Below are 25,601 nucleotides of genomic sequence, written 5' to 3'. Positions count from 1 at the left end.
CCTCCGGTGCGATGTGGATGGGTGTAATTTTCATATCGGTTGCGCTAGTATGCATCTGTGCCACGCTGCATAGCACCTGCGCCGAATCCATTAACCCAGCCACAGGAAGAAACCACATGGGGAAAATCACCGAGATCCTGCATGAAGCCCAGCAACGCGCGAAAGAAATGAACCTGCCCTACGAGGGTGCGCTGCATCCCGACGAAGCCTATGCGATCCTGCAATCCGCGCCCGGCGTCAAACTCGTAGACGTGCGCACGCGCGCCGAGCTGGACTGGGTTGGCCGTGTTCCCGGTTCAGTGGAGATCGAGTGGGCGACTTATCCGGGAATGAAACCCAACCCGAATTTCGTCGCTGAACTGGAACAGCAAGTGGACAAGGAAGCCTTGGTGATGTTCATCTGCCGCAGCGGCGGCCGCTCGCATCACGCCGCCACAGCCGCCACCAAGGCGGGTTTCAGTGACTGCTACAACGTGCTGGAAGGCTTCGAGGGCGAGATGGACAACGAAAACCATCGCAACACCGTCGGCGGCTGGCGCGCGGCCGGCCTGCCTTGGAAACAGAGCTAGGTCCCTAATCCCGATAATCGATAGTCAGCGGCGCGTGGTCGGAAAAACGCTGCGCCTTGTAGATCGCCGCCGATTCCGCCTGCTCGGCGACACCAGGCGTGGCGATCTGGTAGTCGATGCGCCAACCGACATCCTTGGCCCATGCCTGGCCCCGGTTCGACCACCACGTGTAGGCTTCGAGTTCGGGATGCACCTTCCGGAACACATCGACGAATCCAACCTGGTTGAAAAGCTCCGTCAGCCACGCGCGCTCCTCCGGCAGGAAACCTGAGTTCTTCTTGTTGCCGCGCCAGTTTTTGAGGTCTTTTTCGGTATGGGCGATATTCCAGTCGCCGCACAGGATGACGTCGCGCCCGCTTTGCTTGAGCGCAACAAGATGGGGCATGAACGCCGCCATGAACCGGAACTTCACTGTCTGCCGCTCTTCGCCGCTGGAGCCGGAGGGCAAATAGAGCGACACCACGCTGAGATTGTCGAACTGCGCCTCGAGATAACGTCCCTCGCTGTCGAACTCGGCGATACCCAGCCCCTCGATCACCGCATCCGGCTTGCGTCTGGAATAGATGCCCACCCCGCTGTAGCCTTTCTTTTCCGCATAATGGAAACACCCGTGAAAACCCTCGGGAGCGAGCATCTGCTGCGTCATGTCCGCGGCCTGCGCCTTGAGTTCCTGCAGACATACAATGTCCGCATCCTGCTGCGCAAGCCACTCATAAAAACCCTTGCTGGCGGCGGAGCGAATGCCGTTCAAATTGACCGTGACGATGCGCATGAAATTCTTCTATGGATAAAAGGCGCGCCATTATAATGGCCACCATCATCCTTACTACCGCGACCGCCATGTATAACAACTTCAGACAAGATTTCATCCGCTTCGCCGTGCAGCAGAAGGTGCTGTGCTTCGGCGAATTCCAGACCAAAGCCGGACGCCTGTCGCCGTACTTCTTCAATGCCGGCCTGTTCAACGACGGGGACGCCCTGAGGAATCTTTCGCAGTTCTATGCACAGGCGATCCTTGCTTCGAACATTCCCTTCGACATGCTGTTCGGCCCGGCCTACAAGGGCATCCCGCTCGCGGCGGGCACCGCCATCGCGCTGGCCGAACAGGGGCGCAACGTGCCCTATTGCTACAACCGCAAGGAAGCGAAAGACCACGGCGAGGGCGGCACCACGGTCGGAGCAAAACTGCAGGGGCGCGTGCTGATCATCGATGACGTGATCTCCGCCGGCACTTCGGTGCGCGAATCCATCGAACTGATCCGCGCCGCCGGCGCCGAGCCCTGCGGTGTGGTCATTGCACTGGATCGCATGGAAAAAGGCCAGACCGAACTGTCCGCGGTGCAAGAAGTGCAGCGCAACTACGACATCCCGGTGGTGCCTATCGCCACACTGGACGACCTGCTCGGCTATTTGCAGGGCGAAGCCGGCATGGTGCAGAATCTGTCCGCCGTACAGGCTTATCGTGATCGTTATGGAGTGAAAAATGCATAAATCCAAGTTGCTTGCCGCACTCATCATCGGCTTCTCTTTCAGCCTGCCCGCTGCGGCGAAGATGTACAAATGGGTGGACGACCAGGGCGTCACGCACTACGGCGAGACCATCCCGCCCGAGTATGCCAACAAGGACCGAAGCGAATTGAACAAGTCCGGGCGCGTGATCAAAAAACAAGAGGTGCTTACTCCCGAAGAGCGCCGCTCCAAGGAGGAAGCCGATGCCAAAAAGCGCAGCGATGCAGAAGTCGCGCTCGAACAGAAGCGCCGCGACAAGGCGCTGCTGAACACATACAGCAACGTGAAGGAAATCGACCTGGCGCGCAGCCGCAACCTGCAACAGGTCGACGCCCGCCTCAACAGCATGAACTCCCAGGTCAAGATGGCCAACAACAATCTCCTTGGCCTGCAGAAAGAGGCCGATGACTTCACCAAGTCAAACCGCAAGATCCCGAAATCCTTGCAGGAGGACCTGCAGGAATCCCAAGCGCGGTTGAACAAGGCACAACAGGACCTGGAAAAAGCCAAGGCTGACAAGGCCGCCGTGGAAGCTCGTTACGATGCAGACAAGGCGCGCTACAAAGAACTGACTGGACAATAGCTCCGCCATCTCCCGCCCTTGGGCGTGACGAATTGGGTGTTTCAGCGTATTGCCGTTCCGTTACCCGACGCATATAACTCCCGCACGATAACAAAGTGCGGGAGTAGTCATGCCCCGAATGGCCGGTAATAGACTGTTGGAATGCTTCCTCTGCGCGGCCGCGCTGTTGTTCCTGCCACTCACCGCCCTTGCCAAGACGGTCGTCGTGGCCGAAATCGACGGCGCCATCAGCCCGGCCACCTCCGCCTATTTCCTGCGCACACTGAACGAAGCCAAGCAGTCCCAAGCCGAATTGCTGGTACTCAGGCTCAACACACCCGGCGGTCTCGATTCGTCGATGCGCGAGATGATCCAGGGCATACTCGCCTCGCCCGTCCCCGTGGCCACCTATGTCGCCCCGTCAGGAGCGCGCGCCGCCAGCGCGGGCACCTATATCCTGTATGCCAGCCACATCGCCGCCATGGCACCCGGTACCAACCTCGGTGCCGCCACGCCGGTAGCCATCGGTATCGGCGGCAATAGCCCGCCCCCCAATCGACCATCGGATGAAAAAGAGCGCTCGCAAGGCGACAGCACTATGGAAAAGAAGGTCATGCAGGATGCCGCCGCCTACCTGCGCAGCCTCGCCCAACTGCGCCACCGCAACGCCGAGTGGGCGGAAAAGGCGGTACGCGAAGCGGCCAGCCTCTCGGCCGAAGACGCTCTGAGGCTGAAGGTGGTGGACTTCGTCGCCGCCGATCTGCCCGACCTGCTGCGTAAGGCTAACGGGCGCAACGTCAGTCTGGCAGGGAGCGAACACCGGCTGGCACTCGACGGCAGTGCCGTTATCACCATCGAGCGCAGCTGGAAAGAGCGTTTGTTGACGGCCGTCGCCGATCCCAATATCGCACTGATTCTGATGATGCTGGGTATCTACGGACTGCTGTTCGAGTTCTACACTCCGGGTTTCGGCGTGGCCGGCATCATCGGCGTCATCAGCCTCCTTCTGGCGCTCTATGCGCTGGCCATGCTACCGATCAACGCCGTCGGCGCACTGCTCCTGCTGGTGGGTATTGCCATGATGGTCGCGGAGGCCTTCTTGCCCAGCTTCGGCATCCTGGGCATTGGGGGTGTCGCCGCCTTTGTCATTGGAGCGCTCATGCTGGTCGACACCAATATTCCGGGTATGGAGGTTTCACTCGCCTTCATCCTGCCGCTGGCCATAACCAGCGCCTTGGCGCTGGCCGGAATCGGGGCCTTAGCGCTGCGCGCACGGCACCGGCCGGTTGTCTCCGGCGCGGAGGCGATGGTGGGTGGCTCGGCGATAGCGCTCGAGGATTTCGAGCGTGAAGGCTGGGTGCTAGCCTTCGGCGAGCGCTGGCAGGCGCGCAGCGAAACGCCCATAAAACGCGGTATGCGGGCAAGAATAGCAGCAGTGGATGGACTCACCCTGGCAGTACAACCGGAACAGAAAGGAGACGAATCATGATCTGGGATTTCGGCTGGAGCGGCGTGTTGATGCTCGTCATCGTCCTCGTAGTATCCAGCGTCCGCATCTTGCGGGAATACGAGCGCGGGGTGGTATTCCTGCTCGGGCGCTTCTGGAAAGTAAAAGGGCCGGGACTCATCATCATTGTGCCGGGGATCCAGCAAATGGTACGCGTGGACCTGCGCGTGGTCGTGATGGACGTGCCGAGCCAGGACGTGATCTCGCGCGACAACGTCTCGGTGAAGGTGAATGCGGTGGTGTATTTTCGTGTGGTCGATCCGCAGAAGGCCATCATCCAGGTGGAGCATTTCGTCGAGGCCATTTCTCAGTTGGCGCAAACCACCTTGCGGTCGGTGTTGGGCAAGCATGAACTGGACGTCATGCTGGCCGAACGCGAACGCCTGAACGCCGACATCCAGCAGATACTCGACGCGCAGACCGATGCCTGGGGCGTCAAGGTAACGACCGTGGAGATCAAGCGCGTGGACATCGACGAATCCATGGTGCGCGCCATCGCCCGCCAGGCCGAGGCCGAGCGCGAGCGGCGCGCCAAGGTGATCCATGCAGAGGGCGAACTGCAAGCCTCCGAAAAACTGCTCCAGGCCGCCCGGGTACTGGCGCAATCACCACAGGCCATGCAGCTGCGTTACCTGCAGACCCTCAACGCCATCGCCGGCGACAAGAGCAACACCATCGTCTTCCCGCTGCCGGTGGAGCTGTCCAAGACCCTGCTCGGCGCCGACCGCGGGTAACCACATGCCTTCTCCACCCATAGCCGCTTCCTATAGGGGAAGCGGCTATGCCCCCCTGCATCCATACTCCCGAATCAGCCTACTGTTCAGCGGCATTTTTGGATATCATGCGCGCATCGTTAGCAAGTAGTTCGTAGTAATCAGGAGTTTATTTTGGCAGACCCGAACATGAAATTTTTGGTGGTGGACGACTTTTCCACCATGCGGCGCATCGTGCGCAACCTTTTGAAGGAGCTCGGCTTCACCAACGTCGAGGAAGCCGAGGACGGCGTCGACGCCTTGAGCAAGCTGCGCGCGGGCAATTTCCAGTTCGTGGTGTCGGACTGGAACATGCCCAACATGACCGGCATCGAGCTGCTCCGCTCCATCCGTGCCGACGCAACACTCAAGCATCTGCCGGTATTAATGGTGACCGCCGAAGCCAAGCGCGAGAACATCATCGAAGCGGCGCAGGCAGGCGCCAGCGGCTATGTCGTCAAACCGTTCACCGCCGCTACGCTCGACGAAAAACTGCAAAAAATCTTCCAGACCATGAATAAGTGAGTGATGCCATGACCGTCGCCTCGCCCCGCAAGAAACGCACAGAACTGTCCGATACCCGGGTCGAGAAGATCGGTCAGGCAACGGCACGCCTGCACAAGCTGCTCAAGGAGCTGGGCCATACCCGCAACCTGGAGAAGTCTGCATCCACCATGCCCGACGCACGCGACCGCCTGTCCTTCATCGACAAGTCCATGCACGAGGCATCGGAAAAAGCCATCAGCGCGGTGGAGGCCTCGATTCCGTTGACCAACCACACTCGCACGGCCTGTAGCGATCTATCCATGCGACTGGCCAATACCCGGTTCAACGAACACGGCGGGCTGGTCGAAGAGACCATCTCGAAGCTGGGCGAGATCGCAGCATCCGAGGAGACGATCCGCCACAACCTGATGCAGATCATGGAAGCCCAGGAATTCCGCGATGTGGCGGGGCAGATGGTGAACAAGATCGTGGTCGCCGCGGTCGAGATCGAGACCATCCTGCTCGACATCCTCAAGGAATATGCCCCGGACGCCAAGGACTCATTGATCAGTTCGGAAGGGCTGACCGCCGGGCCGGGCCTGAAGACCGCTGACAGCGTCAACGGTCAGGACGAAGTGGACGATCTGCTGGCCTCGCTGGGACTCTGAGCCTTAGCGGTCGGTCAGAGCAGTTCGAAGCGGCCCTTCGCCGCGTCGTAACCCAGCAACTGACCGTGTTCCATATCGAAGTACCAGCCGTGCAGAGTGAGCGTGCCCTGTTCGATGCGTTCGCGTATCCATGCAAAAGTCCGCAGGTTGTCTAGCGACCCCAGGATGGCACGTTGCTCGATGGCGCGCTCGCGTTCTTCCAAAGTCGCACCCGCCATTTCGCTTTCGGCTCCGGCGCGAGCATCTTCCGCCAAACGCATCCAGCTGTTGATGAAGGAATCGGTTTCCCCGGTGCGTTGACCACTCATCAGCGCGCGGATGCCGCCGCAATGGGCATGCCCCAGCACGATGATGTGCTCCACGCCCAGGGTGCTCACGCCGTATTCCAGAGCGGCACTGGTGCCGTGGCGTCCGCTGCCGCGGCTCTCCTCGGGTGGCACCAGGTTGGCCACGTTGCGGATGACGAACAGGTCGCCGGGCGCGCAGTCGAGCACCAGCGCGGGGTCCACGCGGGAATCGCAGCAGGCCACGACCAATATCTTCGGCGTCTGACCTTCCTGCACCAGCTGGCGGTATAGCGCGTCGTCGTCCGTGAAATGCTGCTCACGGAAACGATGGAAACCCTCGATCAGATCGCCCGGGCTGGTCATGCCCCGATCAAACGCTGCTGCGCCTCGCGGTACTTGTCGGCGGTCTTCTGCAACACGTCTGCGGGGATGCGTGGAGCGGGTGGCTGCTTGTTCCAGCCGGAAGATTCCAGCCAGTCGCGCACGAACTGCTTGTCGAAGCTCGGCGGATTGCTGCCGACCTGGTACTGGTCGGCGGGCCAGAAGCGCGAGGAGTCCGGCGTCAGCGCCTCGTCGATCAGGTACAGCTTGCCGGCCGCGTCCGTACCGAACTCGAACTTGGTGTCGGCGATGATGATGCCCCTGGTCGCCGCGTAATCGGCTGCCGCAGTGTAGAGCGCCAGCGTGGCGTTCTTCACTTGTTCGGCCATCTCTTCGCCGAGCAGCTTCTTCGCTTCCTCGAAAGAGATGTTCTCGTCGTGGTCGCCCACGGCGGCCTTGGTCGAAGGCGTGAACAGCGGCTGCGGCAGTTTCTGCGCCTCCTGCAAACCCGCAGGCAGCTGGATGCCGCACACCGCGCCGGTCTTCTTGTAGTCCTTCCAGCCCGAACCGACCAGGTAGCCGCGCACGATGGCCTCGATCGGCAACGGCTTGAGTTTCCTGGTAACGAAGGCACGGCCGCGTACCTGGGCGCGCTCTTCCTCGGTCTTCACCACCGACTCGGGGTCGATGCCGGAAAGATGGTTGGGAATGACATGGCCCAGTTTCTTGAACCAGAAGTTCGACACGGCAGTGAGCACCTCGCCCTTGCCGGGGATAGGGTCGGGCAGGATCACGTCGAACGCCGAGAGGCGATCGGTCTGCACGATCAGCAGGTGGTCGGCATCGACTTCATACAGATCGCGCACCTTACCGCGGTGCAGGAACTTGAGGCTGGTGAGATTGGATTCGTGCAAAGCAGACATTTGGGAACCTCGAATTACAAAGCGGGCAGGGTGGTCGCTGCGATCTGGTCCGCCTGTTTCTTGCGGTAATCGGCCAGCCTCTGCGCCAGTTGTGCGTCGTTCAGTGCCAGCATGGAAACCGCGAACAAGCCCGCGTTCGCCGCGCCCGCTTCGCCGATAGCGAACGTGGCCACGGGGATGCCCTTGGGCATCTGCACGATGGACAGCAGCGAGTCCATGCCCTTCAGGTACTTCGACGGAATGGGCACGCCCAGCACCGGCAGCGTGGTCTTGCCGGCGATCACGCCGGCAAGATGAGCCGCGCCGCCCGCACCCGCGATGAAGCACTGCACGCCTTGAGCATGCATGTCCTTGATGTAGTCGAACAGCAGATCGGGCGAGCGGTGCGCCGAGATCACGCGCGCATCGAACGCCACGCCGAAGTCTTTCAGCTGCTGCGCGGCCTGCTGCATGATCTCCCAGTCGCTGCTGCTGCCCATCACGATGGAAACGAGGGGTTTGGACATGATGATCTTCCTGTTCAAATGCGGACGTGACAACGCCCCCGCAAGCGGGGGCGTCTCAGGGAATTACGCTTCCTTGTGGTAGCCGACGATGCGCTCGACTTCGTTCTTCGAACCGAGGATCACCGGCACGCGCTGGTGCAGACCGCTCGGCTTGATGTCCATGATGCGCTCGTAACCGGTGTGGGACATACCGCCCGCCTGCTCGACGATGAAGGACATCGGGTTGGCTTCGTACATCAGGCGCAGCTTACCGGCCTTGGAAGGATCCTTGGTGTCCTTGGGATACATGAACACGCCGCCGCGGGTCAGGATGCGGTGCACTTCGGCCACCATCGAGGCGACCCAACGCATGTTGAAGTTCACGCCGCGCGGGCCAGTCTTGCCGGCGATGCATTCCTTCACGTAGCGCTGCACCGGCGCTTCCCAGTAGCGCTCGTTGGAGGCGTTGATCGCGAACTCCAGCGTGTCGGCGGGGATGGTCATGTTCGGGTGGGTCAGGAAGAAGTCGCCGACGTCGCGGTCCAGTGTGAAGCCGTTCACGCCGTTGCCGCTGGTGATCACCAGCATGGTGTTCGGGCCGTACAGGGCGTAGCCCGCGCAGACCTGCTTGGTGCCGGGCTGCATGAAATCGTCAGCGGTCGGGTTGGTGATGCCTTCCGGGCAACGCAGGATGGAGAAGATGGTACCGACAGAGATGTTCACGTCGATGTTGGAAGAGCCGTCCAGCGGGTCGAAGGTCAGCAGGTACTTGCCCTTGGGATACTTGGCGGGGATCGGGTAGATGTCGTCCATCTCTTCCGAAGCCATCGCAGCGAGGTGCCCCGCCCATTCGTTGGACTTCAGGAAGATCTCGTTGGTGATCACGTCCAGCTTCTTCTGGGTTTCGCCCTGAACGTTTTCGCTGCCTGCACTGCCCAGCACGCCGATCAGCGCGCCCTTGTTGACCTGGTGGGCGATCTGCTTGCATGCGGAAACGATGTCGCTCAGCAGACCGGTGAAATCGCCGGTCGCGCCGGGGATGGCGCGTTGTTCTTCGATGATGAACTGAATCAGACTCTTGCTCATTTACTGCTCTCCTATGATTAAAATTTTCAACTGCTGGATTTTACAGGTTTTCCACTTCTCGCTCTACGGCTATTTGGTCAGCGAGATGAACAGCTCCGGTAGTTTTACCGGCAATTGCTCGATGTTATCGACGATGGTGTACTGCTTGCCGAAGATGTCCGTCACATATTCATCGGCTTTGGGATCAAGATTGATACAGTAGGCATAGATGCCGTCCCGATCCAATTCTTTCGCAGCCTGTCTGGCATCCTGAATCAACAACTGCGGGTCGTGTACGTCGATATCCGCCGGCTCTCCGTCGGTCAGGATCAGCAACAGCTTCTTGTCCGCTTGTTGCGCTTTCAGATAGTGGCCGGCATGACGCATCGCAGCCCCCATGCGGGTGGAATAGCCGGCCCGCATCTCGGCCAGGCGAGACTTCACTTCGTCGCCCCACGGCTCGCTAAAACCCTTGAGGTGGTAGTAGCGCACATCATGGCGGGTATTGGAATGGAAGCCGCCGATGGCGAACGCATCGCCGACCTGCTGTACCGACCAGGCCAGTAGCGATACCGCTTCCTGACTGAGCTCGAGGATGGTCTGATTGCTGCCCGCCGCTTTTTCACTGAGCGATTGCGACAGGTCAACCAGCAAGGTGACGGCGAAACTGCGGCCATCGGTGCGATGCGACATATTGATGCGCGGGTCGGGCGAGCTGCCGCTCTTGTAATCGATCAGCGAGCGGATGGCTACGTCCAGGTCGAGTTCCGAGCCTTCCTCTTGATAACGGATGCGCACCTTGTCCTGCGGCTTGAGCATCTCCAGCAGCGCTTTCAGACGCTTGATCAGCTTGGCATGCTTGGTCAGCAGCTTGTCGATCGCGGCCGGATTGCCGCGCGGATGCAACGCTTCATACACACTCACCCAGTCCGGGCGGTAGCTTTGCGCGTTGTAGTCCCACTCGTCGTAATGTCGGGGCGGCAGCGCATGCAATTCGCCTTCCGTGCTCTGGCGTTTTTCGAGATGTTCGAACATCTCGTCTTCGTCGCTCTCTTCGATATAGATCCACAGATGCCGGTTGTCGTCGCGGTAGTCCACCTCGGTATTGTCGAAATACATCTGGGCCGACAGATCGCGCTGGCCGCGTGTCCGCGCAATGAATGCCAGGGCAACGGAGGCCATCTCCGCGCTGGTCGATTCACCGCTTGCCATCAGCTCGTGGAATCGTTTTACGAATTCCCTGACATGCTCGTTCTGGTAGGTGTAGTCCGGATCGAGGATGGCACGCGATACCATGGCCAGTCTGAGCCTGAATACCGAGATACCTTGTTCTTCAAGCTGAAGGTCTGCTTCTTTTGGAATCGGGTGCAGCGCAAGGAACAGTTTGCGCAGGCCCGGATATTTCTGGCAGGCCAGATACTCCACGCGGGAGTCCTCGAATACTTCGACGCTGGCGCGCTGAAAAGGACTCCAGTTGTCCACGATCATCTTTTGCGACCAGCGACGATGCGCTGCCATATGCGCCAGTGCGGCTCGATAGCGGTCGATGCCGGACACACCATCGAGGTCGTCATAGACATCGGGTAGGCGGATGCCGTCTTCGGTGTAGTAAGGCATCGGCTTGCGCAGTTCATCGAAAGCGACCGAATATGGAATGAGGTAGTCGCTGTCGTTCCATAGCGCGCGGATGTAGGTATCCAGTTTGCGTTCGTTGTCCACCAGCAATGTGCCGTGCCGCTCGCGCTGCATGACCGCGATCGCATCGGCGGATTCCAGCCGGAAATATTCTTCCTGCCGTTCCGGATGATGGTTGTAGTACTTGATGCCGTACTCGATCCAGTTTTGAAATCCCTGCAGCGATAGCACGCCCAACAACTTGGGCGCCTGCTTGAGCAGTTCAGGCAAGCCCGGGCTGGCAAAGGTCGTATGGTGACCATGGATCGAACCCGATGTGCGATCCAGCATGTCGCGGACCAAATCGATGTAGCGCCAGTACATCTTGTCGTTGTTCAGGCGGCGGGCAACCGCACCGCTGGTTTGCAGGAAGGGCACGATCGCCTTGAAGTTGGTATGCGTGGACAAGTACTCGGAGAATTCTCGCAGCTTGATCAGCGCATGTTCCCCGACGACGCTGGCCACGCCTGGCGCTTCTTCCAGATAGATCAGCAACGGTTCCGCGCCACGCCCCATCTTGCCGATGATACGGGCATTCTCGATATAGGTCTCCAAGCCCGCTTTCGATAGCAGCGCCTTGGCTTCCTTCATGCACTCATCGAAGACGGCATTCACCTGGGCGAACCTGCAGCCCAGTTTCTCCCAGTACATCGAGATCTCTTCTGTTCTCTCCGTCACGACCTCAGTCATCGCTCGGCCCCTTCGCTGGTTCGCTAGTGCCGGGTTCAGGCGAATGAAACATCGATCGCGTGATCGAGCGTGTCGCGGATATCCGCGTCGTCGGTGATCGGTCGCACCAGCGCCATACGACATGCGGCTTTGGCATCGACACCGTTCTTGATCAGGGTCGCCGCATAGACCAGCAAGCGTGTGGAGATACCTTCATCCAGACCGTGGCCTTTGAGATTGCGCGCAGCCTGGCCGATCTGTACCAGTTTGCTGCACACCTCGATACCCAGCCCCGTTTCCTTGGCCAGGATCTCCGATTCAAGGGCGGCATCCGGATAATCGAACTCGAAACCGGTGAAACGCTGCTTGGTGGATTGCTTCAGATCCTTCATCAGGCTTTGGTAGCCCGGGTTGTAGGAGATCACCAACTGGAAGTCTGGATGCGCCTCGATCAACTCGCCCTTCTTGTCCAACGGCAACGTACGGCGGTGGTCGGTCAGCGGGTGAATCACCACGGTGGTGTCCTGGCGCGCCTCGACCACTTCGTCCAGATAGCAGATCGCACCGATGCGGGCTGCGGTGGTGAGCGGACCATCCAGCCAGCGAGTGCCGTTCGCATCCAGCAGATAGCGTCCGACCAGGTCGCTCGCCGTCATGTCTTCATTGCACGCCACAGTGATGAGCGGCTTGTTCAATTTCCACGCCATGTATTCGATGAAGCGCGACTTGCCGCAGCCGGTCGGGCCTTTCACCATCACCGGCAGGCGCGCCTTGTAGGCCGCCTCGTACAGGGCCACTTCATCACCCTGTGCCTGGTAGAACGGCTCCTTGTGCACCTTGTACTGTTCGATGTTCGTCATGGCTCACTCCATGTAACCGCACGCTCGGAGCGGTTTTGATTCTGTGAAAAAAACGCCCCCAGCGAGTGGGGGCGCATTTTGTTGCTCTTGCTGGGGCGTGGATTACTTATGTACGCCCAGCTTTTCGCGCCAGCCCGGGAACAGCTTATCGCCATCTTTCGGGAAAGATTCGAACGCACGGGCGAATTCCTTGTGGGTCTTCGCGTATTCGATCGGATCCGCACCGGTCTTCCAGCACTCGTAAGCCTGGCCGAGGGAGATACCGCCGGCTGCCGGGCTGTCGATGTGGCCAAAAGCACCGCCACCGCAGGTGTTGATCACGTTGCCGTGGCCCAGGTTCTGGAAGAAACCAGGCAGACGCAGTGCGTTCATGCCGCCGGAGATGATCGGAGTGGTCGCCTTCATGCCGTACCACTTCTGGTAGAAGTAAGGTCCTTGGCACTCATCGCGCTCCAGCATGTATGCCAGCACAGTTTCCTTGCCATGGCCTTCCATCTTGCCGTAGCCCATGGTACCGGTATGCATACCGGATGCACCCATCAAACGCACCATCTTCATGTAGCACAGGGGATCCATACCCATTGGCGACTTGTAGGAAGTGACGGCACCGTGGCCTGCGCGGTGGAAGTGCAGGAAGGTGTCCGGGAACTCGCGGCGGCAAGTGGTCACACCAGCCGGGCCGGTCACGAAGCCGTCGACGAGGAAGGCCACATGGCTAGCAGAGTTGTATTTGGCGAACGTATTAAGAACAAAGTCACCGCGATGGATCATTTCCTTGTAGTAATCGGCGGTGATGTTGGCCGAGAACAGCTTAGCTTGACCCGTTGCCTGTTGAGCGCGATCCATGGCTTCTGCCACCTTCGGCATAACCACTTCCATCGGGCAGAACGGTTGGTTAGCTTGTGGTTCGTCGTTCTTGATGAAATCGCCACCCAGCCAGAAGTCGTAGCAGGCCTTGGCGAACGGCTCGGGACGCAGACCCAGCTTGGGCTTGATGATGGTGCCGGCGATATAGCCGCCGTCCACTTCCGAACGACCCAGTACTTTCCACAGATTGCTGATGTTGGCGGACGGGCCATCGAAATGCTTCATCATGCACTCGGGCACCAGGAAGTCCAGCATGCGCAGACCGGCATGGTCGCTCATACCCTGGTTGTTACCCAGGATCAGGGACCACATGTGGGAAATGTTGAAGGTGCCATCGGTCAGGTTCGGATCGAACAAGTCGACCGGATAGGCGATCTTCATCAAGCCGCCGCCCTTGACAGGGTCGTCACCGAATGCGGTCTCGTCTACTTCGTACACCAGCGCGTCAACGCCGCGTGTGAAGTCGTCGGTGGTGGAAACTTCCACATTGGTGCCGGTAGAAGATTCAGCTGCAACGTGAGCAGCCACTTCCAGGAAGCCGTGGCCTTTGGCCGGAATAAGCTTGTAAGCAACCAGCATGTGCTTGCCGCCTGCGATCAAATCCGCTTCTTTCAGATTCAGATTTGCATAACGATTCGATTGATCCATAACTCTCTCCTGTTTAACAATGGGTTCTACTTAACCACGGCGGCGACTATAAGGGAGGCGACATATAAACGATAGTCAATTATTGTTATCACAATCATAAGTGATACTTATGATTTGCTATAATCCGCCCCTTCCAGAAATGCACTTTCGACCATGCTCCATCTGACCCTGCGCCAATTACAGGTATTCGAAAAGGTGGCAAGCCATCTGAACTACTCGCGCGCCGCCGAGGAACTGTACCTGTCTCAACCTGCCGTGTCCATGCAAATCAAGCAGTTGGAAGAAAATCTCGGCTTGCCGTTGTTCGAGCAGATGGGCAAGAAGATCTTCCTTACCGAAGCCGGGCGCGAACTGTTCCATTACAGCCGCAACATTTCGCAGCAACTTGCCGAAATGGAAGCGGTATTCGATGAGATGAAGGGGTTGGGGCAGGGCAAACTGACCCTCTCGGTGGTGAACACCGCCAACTACTTCGCTCCGCAACTGCTGGCCCGCTTCTGCCGGCAACATCCCAATATCAACGTGACGCTGCAGGTCGCCAACCGGGACGCCGTGCTCAAGCAGCTCGCCGACAACACCACCGACCTCGCCATCATGGGCCAACCTCCGGAAGGTCTGGACATCGTCGCCGATTCGTTCATGGACAACCCGCTGGTGGTGATCGCCGCACCGGACCATCCGCTCACCAGACTCAAGCTGGTCAAATTCGCCCAGCTTGCACAAGAGACCTTCCTGTCGCGCGAGAAGGGCTCCGGTACGCGCAGTGCCATGGAGCGCGTCTTCGCGCAACACCACATCCAGCCCCGCATCGGAATGGAAGTGGAAACCAACGAGGCCATCAAGCAAGCGGTGCAGGCCGGTATGGGATTAGGCATCCTGTCGCTGCATAGCATCGAATTGGAACTGGAAGCCAAGCGACTCTCCGTACTCAACGTAGAACACTTCCCGCTGATGCGCCACTGGTTCGTTGCCCATCGCAGCAGTAAACGCCTATCGAGTGCGGCGCTGGCATTTAAAGCGTACCTGCTGAGCAAGCAAACGACAGCCTGAACATTTACTGTTCTAGACCTCTTATCTGAAGAATCTACCGTCCGTTCTCGTAATTTCCCCGAATGTCGGACGGTAATTTATTTAATCATGGCCCATTTGTTAGAGTGCCGCTGTATTAATCGGGAGCAGCAATGAAATTCCAAGGAAGACAATCCGGCGTAACGATGGTTGAACTGATGATAGTTCTATCGATAGCTGCCATTTTGGCAACGCTTGCTGCGCCGTCATTCAGCAGTTTCATCAACAACACGCGACAAACTTCAACCATAACGGAAGTTGTCAGCGATCTGAATCTCGCGCGTAGCGAGGCCATAAAACGCAATTCATGGGTGTTGGTTTGTGTGCGCAATGCTGCTGGAACGAATTGCGGTACGGGCTCGAACTGGCAGAAGGGCTGGCTGGTTTGCTACGCTGGCGCTGCTGGTGCCACTTCTTGTGACGCAGCAACCACGGACAATCCGAATCCGATTCGGGTACACCAAGCCATCAATTCAAACCTCACACTTACCGGCAGTGCGGCACTCGTCCGTTTCAACCCAAACGGCACACAAGGTGCCGGGGGAGCTGCAACTCTGACCCTAACCGGCACTTGGAGTGGTGCGCAAGCCAAAGTTGCCAAAATTGCTGCTACCGGTCTCATATCCAGGCCCTGAGGAAAAACATGCGCTGCTATCGATGCCCCCAATATCCGACCACCTTTCAGCGCGGCTTCTCCATGCTGGAAATCCTGATTACCTTGGTCATTATCGCCACTGCACTGCTTGGTACAGCCGGATTGCAGATGTACGCCATGCGAGTAGGCCAGAGCGGTCACCTGCGCACCCAAGCGGTGTTTCTGGCCTCGGATATCGCCGAACGCATGGAGGCGAATCGAGGAGCCGCCACAATCGGTAGCTATGCGGTGGGCGCCACAAACACTCCAAGTGTCGTAACAACGGATTGCAGCACTACTGCATGCAATGAGGCCAGCTTAGCTGCATTCGACATCAGCCAATGGGAAAACACTATTGCTGGCACGCTGCCTCAATCAAGCTGGGAAATCACCCAAGATATCACTGGAAATCCGAGTACTTATACCATTCGCGTCAGTTGGTCAGACCGCAGCTCCGTCTCGACCACACATGGTGAAACATTCTCCTACACCGCAACACGAACCGTGCGGAATTAATCCCCATGAAAACATCTTTCAACCAACTCCCCAAAAGCAGATTCGGCGTTGCCGGGTACAGCCTGGTGGAAATGATGGTGTCCATTACCATCGGCCTAGTGATCGTGGCTGCCCTCATCGGCGTTCTGACCAGCAATTCACGCAGCAGCAAAACCAATGACCGCACTGCGGAACTTCAAAGCAATGGGCGCTATGCGCTCGACCACCTCAGGCGCGAACTTCGTCATGCCGGTTATCGCGGCTATACGTGGGCTGAACCCAATACGCCTACAATTACCGGCATAACCAACGAATGCCTGGATGGCGGCGCAGCAAACAGTTTTGTAGTTAATCTCCGTCAAGGCATTTGGGGCGCAGATAACAATCCTTATTCTGCCAACTGCCTGTCCGGCGCAACTGCTGCCACCATCCGTTTGCGCGGGGATATCCTGGTAATTCGCCGTCTGGCAAGCGCACCGACGGCAACCGCCGATTTGACCGCCAACACGTTATATTTCCGTTCCGCCTATGCCGCCGGCCAAGTATTTCAGGGGACCGTCGAACCTTCCATCCCCGGAACACCGGTAAATAATTTCGCGTTGCAGGAATATGTCTATTACATCGGCAGCGACGACAACGACACAACCGTTCCCGCGTTACGTCGCGTTGCCTTGTCGTCGAATGGTGCAATGGCTGACGAAATGGTCGTTAGCGGTATCGAGCACATGCAGGTGCAATATGGCCGGACGACAAGTGACCTCAATACTCGGTACTACGATGCAAATGCAATGACGGGAAAATCGACGGATAGTGCACAAACTGAATGGGACGACATCAACTCGGTGCGCATCTGGCTGCTGGCGCGCAATGCGAAACCGGAAACGGGATATAGCAATACCAGCAGTTATGCTATGGGTAGTGTGACGTACGGCCCTGTGAGTGACAACTTTCGAAGGCAGCTGTTCACAGCAGTTGTGCAACTGCGCAATTAGAGGACTATGGGCATGCAATACGCTTTCCGATTCAATCCGTTTCACAGGCAAACTGGCTCCACCCTGATCATCAGCCTGATCATTCTGATCATCCTTATGTTGCTTGGTGTTACTGCGATGACGGTTTCTGATACCCAGTACAAGTTGGCTGGCAATCTGCAATTTGAAGATGCTGCCCTGAATAACGCGGAGGCTGCCGTCACTACGGCAGAAAGCTGGCTTTCAAGCGCCACGGGGGGAACAGCCAATATTCGCAACGCGGGTTTCACAACCTATGACTCCGCGGCCACGGCCCACCTTTATCCCACAGGAACGGCGCCCGCCCCTTTGACTCTTGATTGGAGCGACAGTAATTCCGTGCAAGTCGGGGATAACAGCAGGCGCTATTTCATAGAACTAGTCTCGGTTAATTCAAGGTTGCTGGGGTCAAGCCAGGCGATCGGTGGCAGATCCAGCGCGGGATGCAATCAGACCAACACCTATCTGATTAATGCTCGGGGCACAAGTGCTCGCGGCACCACAAAATTCATCCAGTCATATTTCAGCGTACTAAGTTGCTAACAGGAGGCCCGCTTGTCGACTCAATCACAAAAAACATTTGCTTCCGCCCCGTTGCTAGGCTTTCTTGCGCTGTTTGGCATTTCACTAACCATCATTAAGTTAGCCGCAGCGATTACCGCTTTTTCCCCCGTCACCCAGCCCGTCGGTTTTGTGGCTCAGGACGAGGTTTCGAATTACAACCTGGTCAGTGGCCGCGAGACTTTGTTTCGTCCGGAATATGAGAAGGAATTCTGGAGTGGCAATTTGTATGCCTATCCAGTGGATACCACAGGAAACGTGAATGTCTCGGGGGAGCTTTGGCCGGGTGGGACGCAAGCTGCGCTCAACGGTCAGAACTTTAATACCGGACGATTGATCGCGACCATGAAAGACGATGGCAGCAAGGTACCGTTCAGGTGGGCCAGTTTGTCCACTACCGCCACAACAGGGCAGCAAGCCGTTCTAGCCACCACCGTTAGTGGCGTAGCGGTTAGCGGTGACAAAGTATTGGACTTCATCCGCGGAGATCGAAGCAATGAAGCCCCAAACGGTGTCATGTTGCGCAAGCGCAAAGGGGTCATGGGCGCGGTGATTCATAGCCGGCCGTATTACATTTCCGACTCCATCACTCCAACCATTTTTGTGGCTGCCAACGACGGTATGCTGCACGCATTTGACGCTACAGTGGGCGGTTCCGGAGTCGGTGCAGAACGCTGGGCCTATGTCCCGTCAATGCTGATTCCAAAACTGAAGGGATTGGTAGCAAACCCCTACACTTTCGATTATTACGTGGATGGACAAATCAATGTTGCCATGCTTCCGGTTGGCGCCACGCCCACCCAACGTATCTTGGTGGGCGGTCTCGGCTCTGGCGGCAAAGGCTTGTTCGCCTTGGACATCACGTCGCTGACGGCAACCACAGAGCAGGAAGTAGCAAACAAAATCCTTTGGGAAGTCACCCCTGCCAAGGTTAACTATGCCAATCCGACCACCGCTAACGCATATACCAATCTTGGATACGTTTATGGCACCCCGCTGATTGCGAAGGTTCATGGCACACCGACAAAGGATGCCATTATTGTCGGGAATGGCTATAACGATAATGCGTCCGGTGACTACCAGGCCTATTTGTATGTCATTGACGCCGCCACCGGCCAACTAATCCAGAAAATCAAGGCGGGAACCAGTGGCACTTCAGCCAGCCCGAACGGGCTGTACTCCGTGAATGCCATTGACGTCGACGGGGATGGTGTCGTTGACAGGGTATATGGTGGCGATCTGAACGGCACGTTATGGAAATTCGACCTGTCTAGCAACACCAACACGTCCTGGAGTGCGGTCGCGCTGCATACGACCTCGCCGGCCCAGCCTATCACCTCGACACCGAGTATTGCCCTCCATCCCAATGGGGGTTATATGGTGAGTTTTGGTACTGGTGCTGTTTTCACGTCTGCCGACATGGTCGACAATGCGGTGCATTATGTTTATGGAATTTGGGACGGCGCGCCCGTCGCGAACACAAGCCTGTTGACCCAGACCCTGACCGAACGAACCTATGGAACGACTCGTGTGCGCCGCAGCACGGCTAACACGCCGAACTGGAGTTCGGGCGGGCATAAAGGCTGGAAAATGGCATTACCTGCCGGCGAGCGTATTACCGGGGAGGGTAGCTTCACCGAAAGCGGCCGTTTTTACTTCAACAGCTACAATCCGACTATCACGCACGCTGTTCCCAATACCACGACCACCATTACCGGCGAAAACTGGCTGATGGAACTGGACTACCTGATGGGCGGCAGTAAGAACCAGCCCTTCCTGGATATGAATGGCGATTTGCTGTTGAATGATGCCGACCGCATAACATATACGGCAGCCGATACTATTCCCACGGGCAAAGCCATCGGCAACCCTATCCCCGGCACGGATGGGATACCCGTCGGAAAGTGGCTGTCATACGGCGTGCAATCGCAACCGATTCTGGTGCAATTGCGCACGCTCAACACCACTTTGTTCAATCAGAACCCTGATGTCACCTTCCCGCCGCAGACGGCAGAGCGGGGTGTGGCCGGCGGACACTTCGACGTCGACAATTACCTGACCAGTGCCTGCGACACGACCAGCGGAGGAAAGGCGACTGGCACGATTACCCTCAATTACAGCAGCTCCAAAAACCCATCGGACATAACCGTCAAGGTGGGTACCACCACCATAGCCAGCGGAAATCCTTCGAGTATGAACAAATCCGATATGGCCACTTGGGTTAGCGACAAGATAAACACTTCTGCCAACTATACGGCGACAGCCAATAGGGGCGTTGTTACCATAACCGCGAAGGCGGTTGGTACTGCCTATAACGGCACCCTGAGCATCACCATTACCGGAGCAACCGGGCTGGGAGAGTCCGTCTCCGGCATGAGCGGCGGCAGCGCGGCTACCACGGGAAACGACGTCAGCACCTCGTGTTCGTATGATACTCACACCCACGAATACGACGATGCGTATGACAAGACCGGTTTGAATATGCTGAATGCCAGCAAAACAAACTACAACCTTTCGAACCACATTTCCAGCACATCGACGCAGTTCAAGGTATTGCTGATGAATCAGTATCTGAGTCCGGCGGTTTCGCTGCATATCGACACCGCTAACTATGACCCGGCATCCGGCAATGGTTATATTTCCATCAAGGATTACCAGACCTCTGCCAACCTTGATATCGCCACCGTGCCGACCTACACCCGCGCCACACTGAGAAGCCTAGCGTTGAACATGCCGGTTAACGCGTTCCAGGTTAAAAATTGGTGGGGTTCCAGTCCTGCGGACATGCGAGTGGGATTGCACCCAACGCAACCCGGTTGCGTCTGGGATGGCAATGATCCTAACGGCAAGGCGGATCTGTACCAGCCGGTAATACCCCCTGCCAACGGAACCAACGGGCCGGGTACAGACAGCACGACCGAGGGTGCCCGGCATAATGGCGCTTTGACCGTTCAAATCATCAAGGCCACTACGCCGCAAGCCGCTATCGAAGAAAATGTTGCCGGACGTCCGGAGTACGGATGGCGCGTCAAGTCCAGCTACTATTCTTATGTTCTCGCCGAATATAACGTGTACTGGCACCATCCGAACGGCATGTGCTACGGCTCTACCGGCACCTGGAGCCAGACGAACCGGAATGGCGATGCCTGGAATACCACCGCACTGATGAATAACTCGGACTGGAAGAAAGACGTGCCGGAAGACACGGCTCCCACATCTGCTTCCGTCAATAAGACGCCGGCGACCGGATCCACGGATCCAAAACTGGGATCTCTGGGCAGCAGCTGTGGTAACCAGACCACCACTACCACCACCAGTGGCAACGTAACCACCATTACCAGCAATTGCACACTTGCAGACGGCACTAACCAGCTGATCTACCGCATCACAAAAACCACGAATAACGATGGCACAGTTACCATTGTCACGACACTGGCGGATGGAACGTCTACAACGGAGATAATTGCCAATGCAACTGGAAACGTTAAAACCGGTGGCGACGAACGTGGCTTACAAGCGCGCACCGGCCGTGTTTCCTGGCATGAATTGGTCCGCTAAGACAGCAAATCAGGGTACTGCGGTATCCTGATTCGTGTTACTTAAAAAATTTATTGGGGATAAGTATGATTTCGAGACACATACGTGGATTCAGCTTGATTGAATTGATGATAGTAGTGGTAATTGCCGGCGTTCTCGCCGCCATTGCACTGCCAAGCTACAAAAATCATGTTGTCCGTGGCTCGCGTGCTGCGGCTCAGACCGAGTTGCTGGAATTGGCGAGTCTGCAGGAAAGAATCTATCTCAATTCCAATGCCTACACCGCTAATGTTGCCACAGCCTATAACGGAAACGCTACGACCGGCGGTCTTGGCAAAAGTGGCGCAAAGACTTCCGACGGGAAGTATGACATCACGCTCACTGGTGTAGGACAGACTTATACATTGAGTGCAAAACCTGTGGCGGGAAAAACTCAGGAAGGTGACGGTTGCCTTACCATCCAAGAAAACGGTTTACGGCTCTGGCATCAAAACAATGACACCTGTGCCGCCGCAGCTCCTTCTGCCTGGAAGTGACAACAAACGGCCAAATGGCCGCTTGTTTTATCACAGCAAATCACAATCTTCCCTCGCGTTTTTCCATCCCAAAGCAAAAGCGACCCGAAGGTCGCTTTTGCGGGTGCGGCTTAATGCGCTCGACTACTTGATGATCGCGTTCAGTTCGCCCTTGATGTAGCGTGTTGCCATCGCGTCCAGCGAGATCGGCTTGATCTTGCCGGCCTGGCCTGCGGAACCGAAGGCTTCGTAGCGTGCCTTGCAGATTGCCTTCATCGCCTTGGTGGTCTCGGCCAGGAACTTGCGCGGGTCGAAGTCCTTGGGGTTCTGTGCCAGGTAGCGACGGGTCGCGCCGGTGGAAGCCATACGCAGGTCGGTGTCGATGTTCACCTTGCGTACGCCGTGCTTGATGCCTTCCACGATCTCTTCAACAGGAACGCCGTAGGTCTGGGGCATCGCACCGCCGAACTGGTTGATGATCTCCAGCCATTCCTGCGGCACGGAAGAAGAACCGTGCATCACCAGGTGGGTGTTGGGGATACGTGCGTGGATTTCCTTGATGCGGCTGATCGCCAGGGTGTCGCCTGTGGGCGGCTTGGTGAACTTGTACGCGCCGTGGGAAGTACCGATCGCGATCGCCAATGCGTCAACCTGGGTCAGCTTGACGAACTCGGCGGCTTCGTTCGGGTCGGTCAACAGTTGGTCGTGGCTCAGCACGCCTTCCGCGCCGTGGCCGTCTTCCTTTTCGCCGTGGCCGGACTCCAGGGAACCCAGGCAGCCCAGTTCGCCTTCAACGGATACGCCGACTGCGTGCGACATTTCTACGACGCTGCGGGTAACGTTCACGTTGTATTCGAAGCTGGAAGGTGTCTTGCCGTCGGTCATCAGCGAGCCGTCCATCATCACGCTGGAGAAGCCGGACTTGATGGCGTTGATACATACGGCCGGGGATGCGCCGTGGTCCTGGTGCATGACGACGGGGATGTGCGGATACATTTCCACTGCGGCCTCGATGAGGTGACGCAGGAACGGTTCGCCTGCGTACTTGCGTGCGCCTGCGGAGCCTTGCATGATCACCGGGCTGTTGCATTCGTCAGCCGCTTCCATGATCGCCTTCACCTGTTCCAGGTTGTTGACGTTGAATGCGGGCAGGCCGTAGCTGTTTTCCGCCGCGTGGTCGAGAAGTTGACGTAAGGATACGAGTGCCATTTATTCCTCCTGATTAAATTAAATACAAAATCTGTACTGCTACATTTCCAAAACGGATTGCCAGCCTACTTGCGGTGATCGCCGACACGCACGATCTTCAGCGTGTTGGTATGTCCTGCACGGCCGACCGCTTCGCCAACGGTCATCACGATCAGGTCGCCTTCCTCCACCAGACCAAGGCGCACCAGCTCGTCTTCCGCCTGGTGCAGGGTCACGGCGTGACTCTTCGATTCGATCTTGAACGCGATGGGATGCACGCCGCTGAACAGGGTGACCTTGCTCAGGGTCGATGCCAGCGGGGTCATCGCAAAGATCGGCACGCCGGCATTGATACGCGACATCCACAATGCGGTAGAACCGGATTGCGTCAACGCGACGATGGCCTTCACCTTGAAATGCGAGGCGGCATACAGCGCAGACATGGCGATGGACTGGTCGATGCGCGTGAACTTGATGTGGTCCATGCGACGGTCTACGCCGTTCTCCTCGGTTTCCTTCTCGGCCTTGAGGCAGATACGCGCCATGGCTTCGATGGTTTCCACCGGGTAGTCGCCCACCGCAGTTTCCGCCGACAGCATCACCGCATCGGTACCATCCAGCACGGCATTGGCCACGTCGGACACTTCGGCACGGGTCGGGATCGGATTGGTGATCATCGACTCCATCATCTGAGTCGCGGTGATCACCAGACGGTTCTTCGCGCGCGCCATCTTGATCATGCGCTTCTGCAATCCGGGCACTGCCGCATCGCCGACTTCCACGGAGAGGTCACCGCGTGCCACCATGATGGCGTCGGACGCATCGATGATGTCACCCAGCACGGGAATGGCTTCCGCGCGCTCGATCTTGGCCACCAGCAGGCTCTTGCCGCCAGCTTCATGCATCAGCTCGCGAGCGTAACGCATGTCATCGCCGGTACGCGGGAAGGACACGGCCAGGAAGTCCGCCTTGATCAGCGCGGCCGTCTTGATGTCTTCCTTGTCCTTGTCGGTCAGGGCAGGCGCCGTCAGGCCGCCACCCTTGCGGTTGATGCCCTTGTTATTGGACAACACGCCGCCGCGTACCACCGTACAGACCACCTCGCTACCCCGGACTTCGGCAACGTCGAATTCGAGCATGCCGTCGTTGAGCAGCAACACCGAGCCCTTGCTCACATCCTTGGGCAGGTCCTTGTAGTCCAGACCGACACGCTCCTGGTTACCCAGGCCATCCAGCGCGGCGTCGAGAATGAAAGTATCGCCCTTGTTGAGCACGATCTTGTCGTTCTCGAACTTGCGCACGCGGATCTTAGGCCCTTGCAGGTCGGCGAGGATACCGACGGTACGGCCGACCGCAGCAGCGGCGGCGCGCACCTTTTCGGCGCGGGCCATGTGATCCTGCGCCGAGCCGTGCGAAAAGTTCATCCGCACCAGGTCAACCCCGGCGCGAATCATTTGCTCCAGCACCTTTGGGTCGCTGGAGGCAGGCCCCAGCGTTGCAACTATTTTTGTTCTACGCAGCATGTGGTTCCTAGTTGATTATTGCTTGGCGCGCTCTTCCAGAATCGCCACGGCAGGCAAAGTCTTGCCTTCGAGGAATTCGAGGAATGCACCGCCAGCGGTGGAAATGTAGGACACCTTGTCGTAGATGTCGTACTTCTGGATCGCCGCAATGGTGTCGCCGCCGCCAGCCAGGGTGAAGGCCTTGGTTTCCGCGATAGCCTTGGCGATAGTCTTGGTGCCTTCGCCGAACTGGTCGAATTCGAACACGCCGACCGGACCGTTCCAGACCACGGTGCCCGCATTCATGATGATGTCGGCCAGTTCCTGAGCGGATTTCGGACCGATGTCGAAGATCATGTCGTCGTCGGCCACATCGCCGGCATCCTTCAGCACTGCGGGTTCGTTGGCATCGAACTTCTTGCCGACCACCACGTCCACCGCAACAGGGATGGAAGCACCGCGCGCCTGCATCTTGCTCATCAGTGCCTGTGCAGTCGGAACCAGGTCGTCTTCGCACAGCGACTTGCCGACGTTCTTGCCGACAGCCTTGAGGAAGGTGTTGGCGATGCCGCCGCCGACCACCAGCTGCTCGCACTTATCGGACAGCGATTCCAAAACGGTCAGCTTGGTCGAGACCTTGGAGCCGCCGACAATGGCGACCATCGGGCGTGCGGGGTTCAGCAATGCCTTGCTCAGCGCTTCCAGTTCTTCGGTCAGCAGGATGCCTGCTGCAGCGACGGGAGCGAACTTCGCCACGCCGTGTGTCGAGGCCTCCGCACGGTGTGCGGTACCGAACGCGTCCATCACGAACACGTCGCACAGGGCGGCATACTTCTTCGACAGTTCGTCGTTGCTCTTCTTTTCGCCCTTGTTGAAGCGGCAGTTCTCCAGCAGCACCAGCTCGCCTTCGGCGACGTCGAAGCCGCCGTCGATCCAGTCGCGGATCAGGCGCACGGGCTTGCCCAGCTTGTTGGCGATGGTGTCGGCCACCGGCTTGAGCGAGTTCTCTTCCGAGTACACGCCTTCTTCGGGGCGGCCCAGGTGGGAAGTCACCATCACGCGTGCGCCGGCTTTCAGGGCGTGGTTGATGGTGGCCATGGATGCTGTGATGCGCGCATCGGAAGTGACTTTGCCGTCCTTGACGGGCACGTTGAGATCGGAGCGGATCAGGACACGCTTGCCCTTGAGATCCAGATCGGTCATTTTGATAACGGACATGATTTTTCCTTTGTTACAGAC

The 25,601-nt window shown here is 57.9% G+C and carries 25 protein-coding genes; 14 read left to right on the top strand and 11 right to left on the bottom strand.

Going from position 1 to position 25,601, the window contains the following annotated elements; all coding sequences use genetic code 11:
- Positions 1–116: 116 nt before the first annotated feature.
- On the top strand, positions 117–569 hold the full coding sequence (locus FGKAn22_RS00210) for a rhodanese-like domain-containing protein (protein ID WP_212785997.1): 453 nt from the start codon (positions 117–119) through the stop codon (positions 567–569).
- Positions 570–573: 4 nt separating this feature from the next.
- On the opposite strand, the gene FGKAn22_RS00205 is transcribed toward FGKAn22_RS00210, so the two are convergent.
- Positions 574–1,341: an exodeoxyribonuclease III gene (locus FGKAn22_RS00205; protein WP_212785996.1), complete on the bottom strand. Its 768-nt coding sequence runs from the start codon at positions 1,339–1,341 to the stop codon at positions 574–576.
- A gap of 35 nt (positions 1,342–1,376) precedes the next feature.
- On the opposite strand from FGKAn22_RS00205, the gene pyrE reads away from it, so the two are divergent.
- From pyrE to FGKAn22_RS00175, 6 genes are all read left to right on the top strand, one after another.
- A complete protein-coding gene (gene pyrE / locus FGKAn22_RS00200) occupies positions 1,377–2,060 on the top strand; it encodes an orotate phosphoribosyltransferase (RefSeq protein ID WP_246487413.1) in 684 nt (227 codons plus the stop codon).
- Complete coding sequence (locus tag FGKAn22_RS00195; RefSeq protein ID WP_212785995.1) at positions 2,053–2,661, top strand: DUF4124 domain-containing protein; 609 nt, start codon at positions 2,053–2,055, stop codon at positions 2,659–2,661. The genes pyrE and FGKAn22_RS00195 overlap by 8 nt, the downstream gene beginning before the upstream one ends.
- A 118-nt stretch (positions 2,662–2,779) precedes the next feature.
- Complete coding sequence (locus FGKAn22_RS00190; RefSeq protein WP_212785994.1) at positions 2,780–4,129, top strand: NfeD family protein; 1,350 nt, start codon at positions 2,780–2,782, stop codon at positions 4,127–4,129.
- Entirely contained in the window at positions 4,126–4,881 is a 756-nt protein-coding gene (locus tag FGKAn22_RS00185) for a slipin family protein (RefSeq protein WP_212785993.1), read from the top strand. The genes FGKAn22_RS00190 and FGKAn22_RS00185 overlap by 4 nt, the downstream gene beginning before the upstream one ends.
- Before the next feature lie 153 nt (positions 4,882–5,034).
- Positions 5,035–5,424 carry a chemotaxis response regulator CheY gene (gene cheY / locus FGKAn22_RS00180; RefSeq protein ID WP_281411879.1) on the top strand — a complete coding sequence of 130 codons (390 nt, stop codon included), beginning with the start codon at positions 5,035–5,037 and terminating at the stop codon, positions 5,422–5,424.
- A gap of 8 nt (positions 5,425–5,432) precedes the next feature.
- Positions 5,433–6,053, top strand: a complete 621-nt coding sequence (locus FGKAn22_RS00175; protein WP_212785991.1) for a protein phosphatase CheZ — start codon at positions 5,433–5,435, stop codon at positions 6,051–6,053.
- A 14-nt stretch (positions 6,054–6,067) separates the two neighbouring features.
- On the opposite strand, the gene FGKAn22_RS00170 is transcribed toward FGKAn22_RS00175, so the two are convergent.
- The 7 genes from FGKAn22_RS00170 to FGKAn22_RS00140 form a co-directional block, all read right to left on the bottom strand.
- On the bottom strand, positions 6,068–6,703 hold the full coding sequence (locus FGKAn22_RS00170; protein WP_212785990.1) for a carbonic anhydrase: 636 nt from the start codon (positions 6,701–6,703) through the stop codon (positions 6,068–6,070).
- On the bottom strand, positions 6,700–7,584 hold the full coding sequence (locus FGKAn22_RS00165) for a phosphoribosylaminoimidazolesuccinocarboxamide synthase (RefSeq protein ID WP_212785989.1): 885 nt from the start codon (positions 7,582–7,584) through the stop codon (positions 6,700–6,702). The genes FGKAn22_RS00170 and FGKAn22_RS00165 overlap by 4 nt, the downstream gene beginning before the upstream one ends.
- Before the next feature lie 14 nt (positions 7,585–7,598).
- Entirely contained in the window at positions 7,599–8,090 is a 492-nt protein-coding gene (gene purE, locus FGKAn22_RS00160) for a 5-(carboxyamino)imidazole ribonucleotide mutase (protein WP_212785988.1), read from the bottom strand.
- A gap of 63 nt (positions 8,091–8,153) precedes the next feature.
- Positions 8,154–9,155, bottom strand: coding sequence for a class 1 fructose-bisphosphatase (locus FGKAn22_RS00155; RefSeq protein WP_212785987.1), 1,002 nt, complete (start codon positions 9,153–9,155; stop codon positions 8,154–8,156).
- Positions 9,156–9,224: 69 nt separating this feature from the next.
- On the bottom strand, positions 9,225–11,498 hold the full coding sequence (locus tag FGKAn22_RS00150; protein ID WP_212785986.1) for a nitric oxide reductase activation protein NorD: 2,274 nt from the start codon (positions 11,496–11,498) through the stop codon (positions 9,225–9,227).
- Between the two features lie 35 nt (positions 11,499–11,533).
- On the bottom strand, positions 11,534–12,337 hold the full coding sequence (locus FGKAn22_RS00145) for a CbbQ/NirQ/NorQ/GpvN family protein (RefSeq protein ID WP_212785985.1): 804 nt from the start codon (positions 12,335–12,337) through the stop codon (positions 11,534–11,536).
- Between the two features lie 102 nt (positions 12,338–12,439).
- The gene (locus FGKAn22_RS00140; RefSeq protein WP_212785984.1) at positions 12,440–13,852 is read right to left on the bottom strand and encodes a ribulose-bisphosphate carboxylase; all 1,413 of its coding nucleotides are present in this window, start codon (positions 13,850–13,852) and stop codon (positions 12,440–12,442) included.
- Positions 13,853–14,005: 153 nt separating this feature from the next.
- Between FGKAn22_RS00140 and FGKAn22_RS00135 the strand changes: the two genes are divergently transcribed.
- From FGKAn22_RS00135 to FGKAn22_RS00105, 7 genes are all read left to right on the top strand, one after another.
- A complete protein-coding gene (locus FGKAn22_RS00135; RefSeq protein ID WP_212785983.1) occupies positions 14,006–14,902 on the top strand; it encodes a LysR family transcriptional regulator in 897 nt (298 codons plus the stop codon).
- A gap of 131 nt (positions 14,903–15,033) precedes the next feature.
- Positions 15,034–15,555 carry a GspH/FimT family pseudopilin gene (locus FGKAn22_RS00130; RefSeq protein ID WP_212787099.1) on the top strand — a complete coding sequence of 174 codons (522 nt, stop codon included), beginning with the start codon at positions 15,034–15,036 and terminating at the stop codon, positions 15,553–15,555.
- A gap of 8 nt (positions 15,556–15,563) precedes the next feature.
- Complete coding sequence (pilV, locus tag FGKAn22_RS00125) at positions 15,564–16,070, top strand: type IV pilus modification protein PilV (RefSeq protein WP_281411878.1); 507 nt, start codon at positions 15,564–15,566, stop codon at positions 16,068–16,070.
- A 5-nt stretch (positions 16,071–16,075) separates the two neighbouring features.
- Positions 16,076–17,041: a PilW family protein gene (locus FGKAn22_RS00120; protein WP_212787098.1), complete on the top strand. Its 966-nt coding sequence runs from the start codon at positions 16,076–16,078 to the stop codon at positions 17,039–17,041.
- Positions 17,042–17,053: 12 nt separating this feature from the next.
- Complete coding sequence (locus FGKAn22_RS00115; protein ID WP_212785981.1) at positions 17,054–17,602, top strand: pilus assembly PilX family protein; 549 nt, start codon at positions 17,054–17,056, stop codon at positions 17,600–17,602.
- A gap of 12 nt (positions 17,603–17,614) precedes the next feature.
- A complete protein-coding gene (locus tag FGKAn22_RS00110; protein ID WP_212785980.1) occupies positions 17,615–21,178 on the top strand; it encodes a PilC/PilY family type IV pilus protein in 3,564 nt (1,187 codons plus the stop codon).
- Positions 21,179–21,273: 95 nt separating this feature from the next.
- Complete coding sequence (locus FGKAn22_RS00105) at positions 21,274–21,693, top strand: type IV pilin protein (protein ID WP_425513846.1); 420 nt, start codon at positions 21,274–21,276, stop codon at positions 21,691–21,693.
- A gap of 123 nt (positions 21,694–21,816) precedes the next feature.
- On the opposite strand, the gene fba is transcribed toward FGKAn22_RS00105, so the two are convergent.
- From fba to FGKAn22_RS00090, 3 genes are all read right to left on the bottom strand, one after another.
- Positions 21,817–22,881 (bottom strand): class II fructose-bisphosphate aldolase, encoded by a 1,065-nt coding sequence (fba, locus tag FGKAn22_RS00100; protein WP_212785978.1) that lies wholly within the window; start codon positions 22,879–22,881, stop codon positions 21,817–21,819.
- Positions 22,882–22,946: 65 nt separating this feature from the next.
- A complete protein-coding gene (pyk, locus tag FGKAn22_RS00095) occupies positions 22,947–24,383 on the bottom strand; it encodes a pyruvate kinase (RefSeq protein ID WP_212785977.1) in 1,437 nt (478 codons plus the stop codon).
- Between the two features lie 15 nt (positions 24,384–24,398).
- A complete protein-coding gene (locus FGKAn22_RS00090) occupies positions 24,399–25,580 on the bottom strand; it encodes a phosphoglycerate kinase (protein WP_212785976.1) in 1,182 nt (393 codons plus the stop codon).
- Positions 25,581–25,601 lie beyond the last annotated feature (21 nt).

Origin of the sequence: Ferrigenium kumadai, assembly GCF_018324385.1 — a bacterium.
Classification (GTDB): domain Bacteria; phylum Pseudomonadota; class Gammaproteobacteria; order Burkholderiales; family Gallionellaceae; genus Gallionella; species Gallionella kumadai.
Note: the sequence above shows the minus strand (reverse complement) of the source record. Positions and strands in the feature narration are given on the sequence as shown.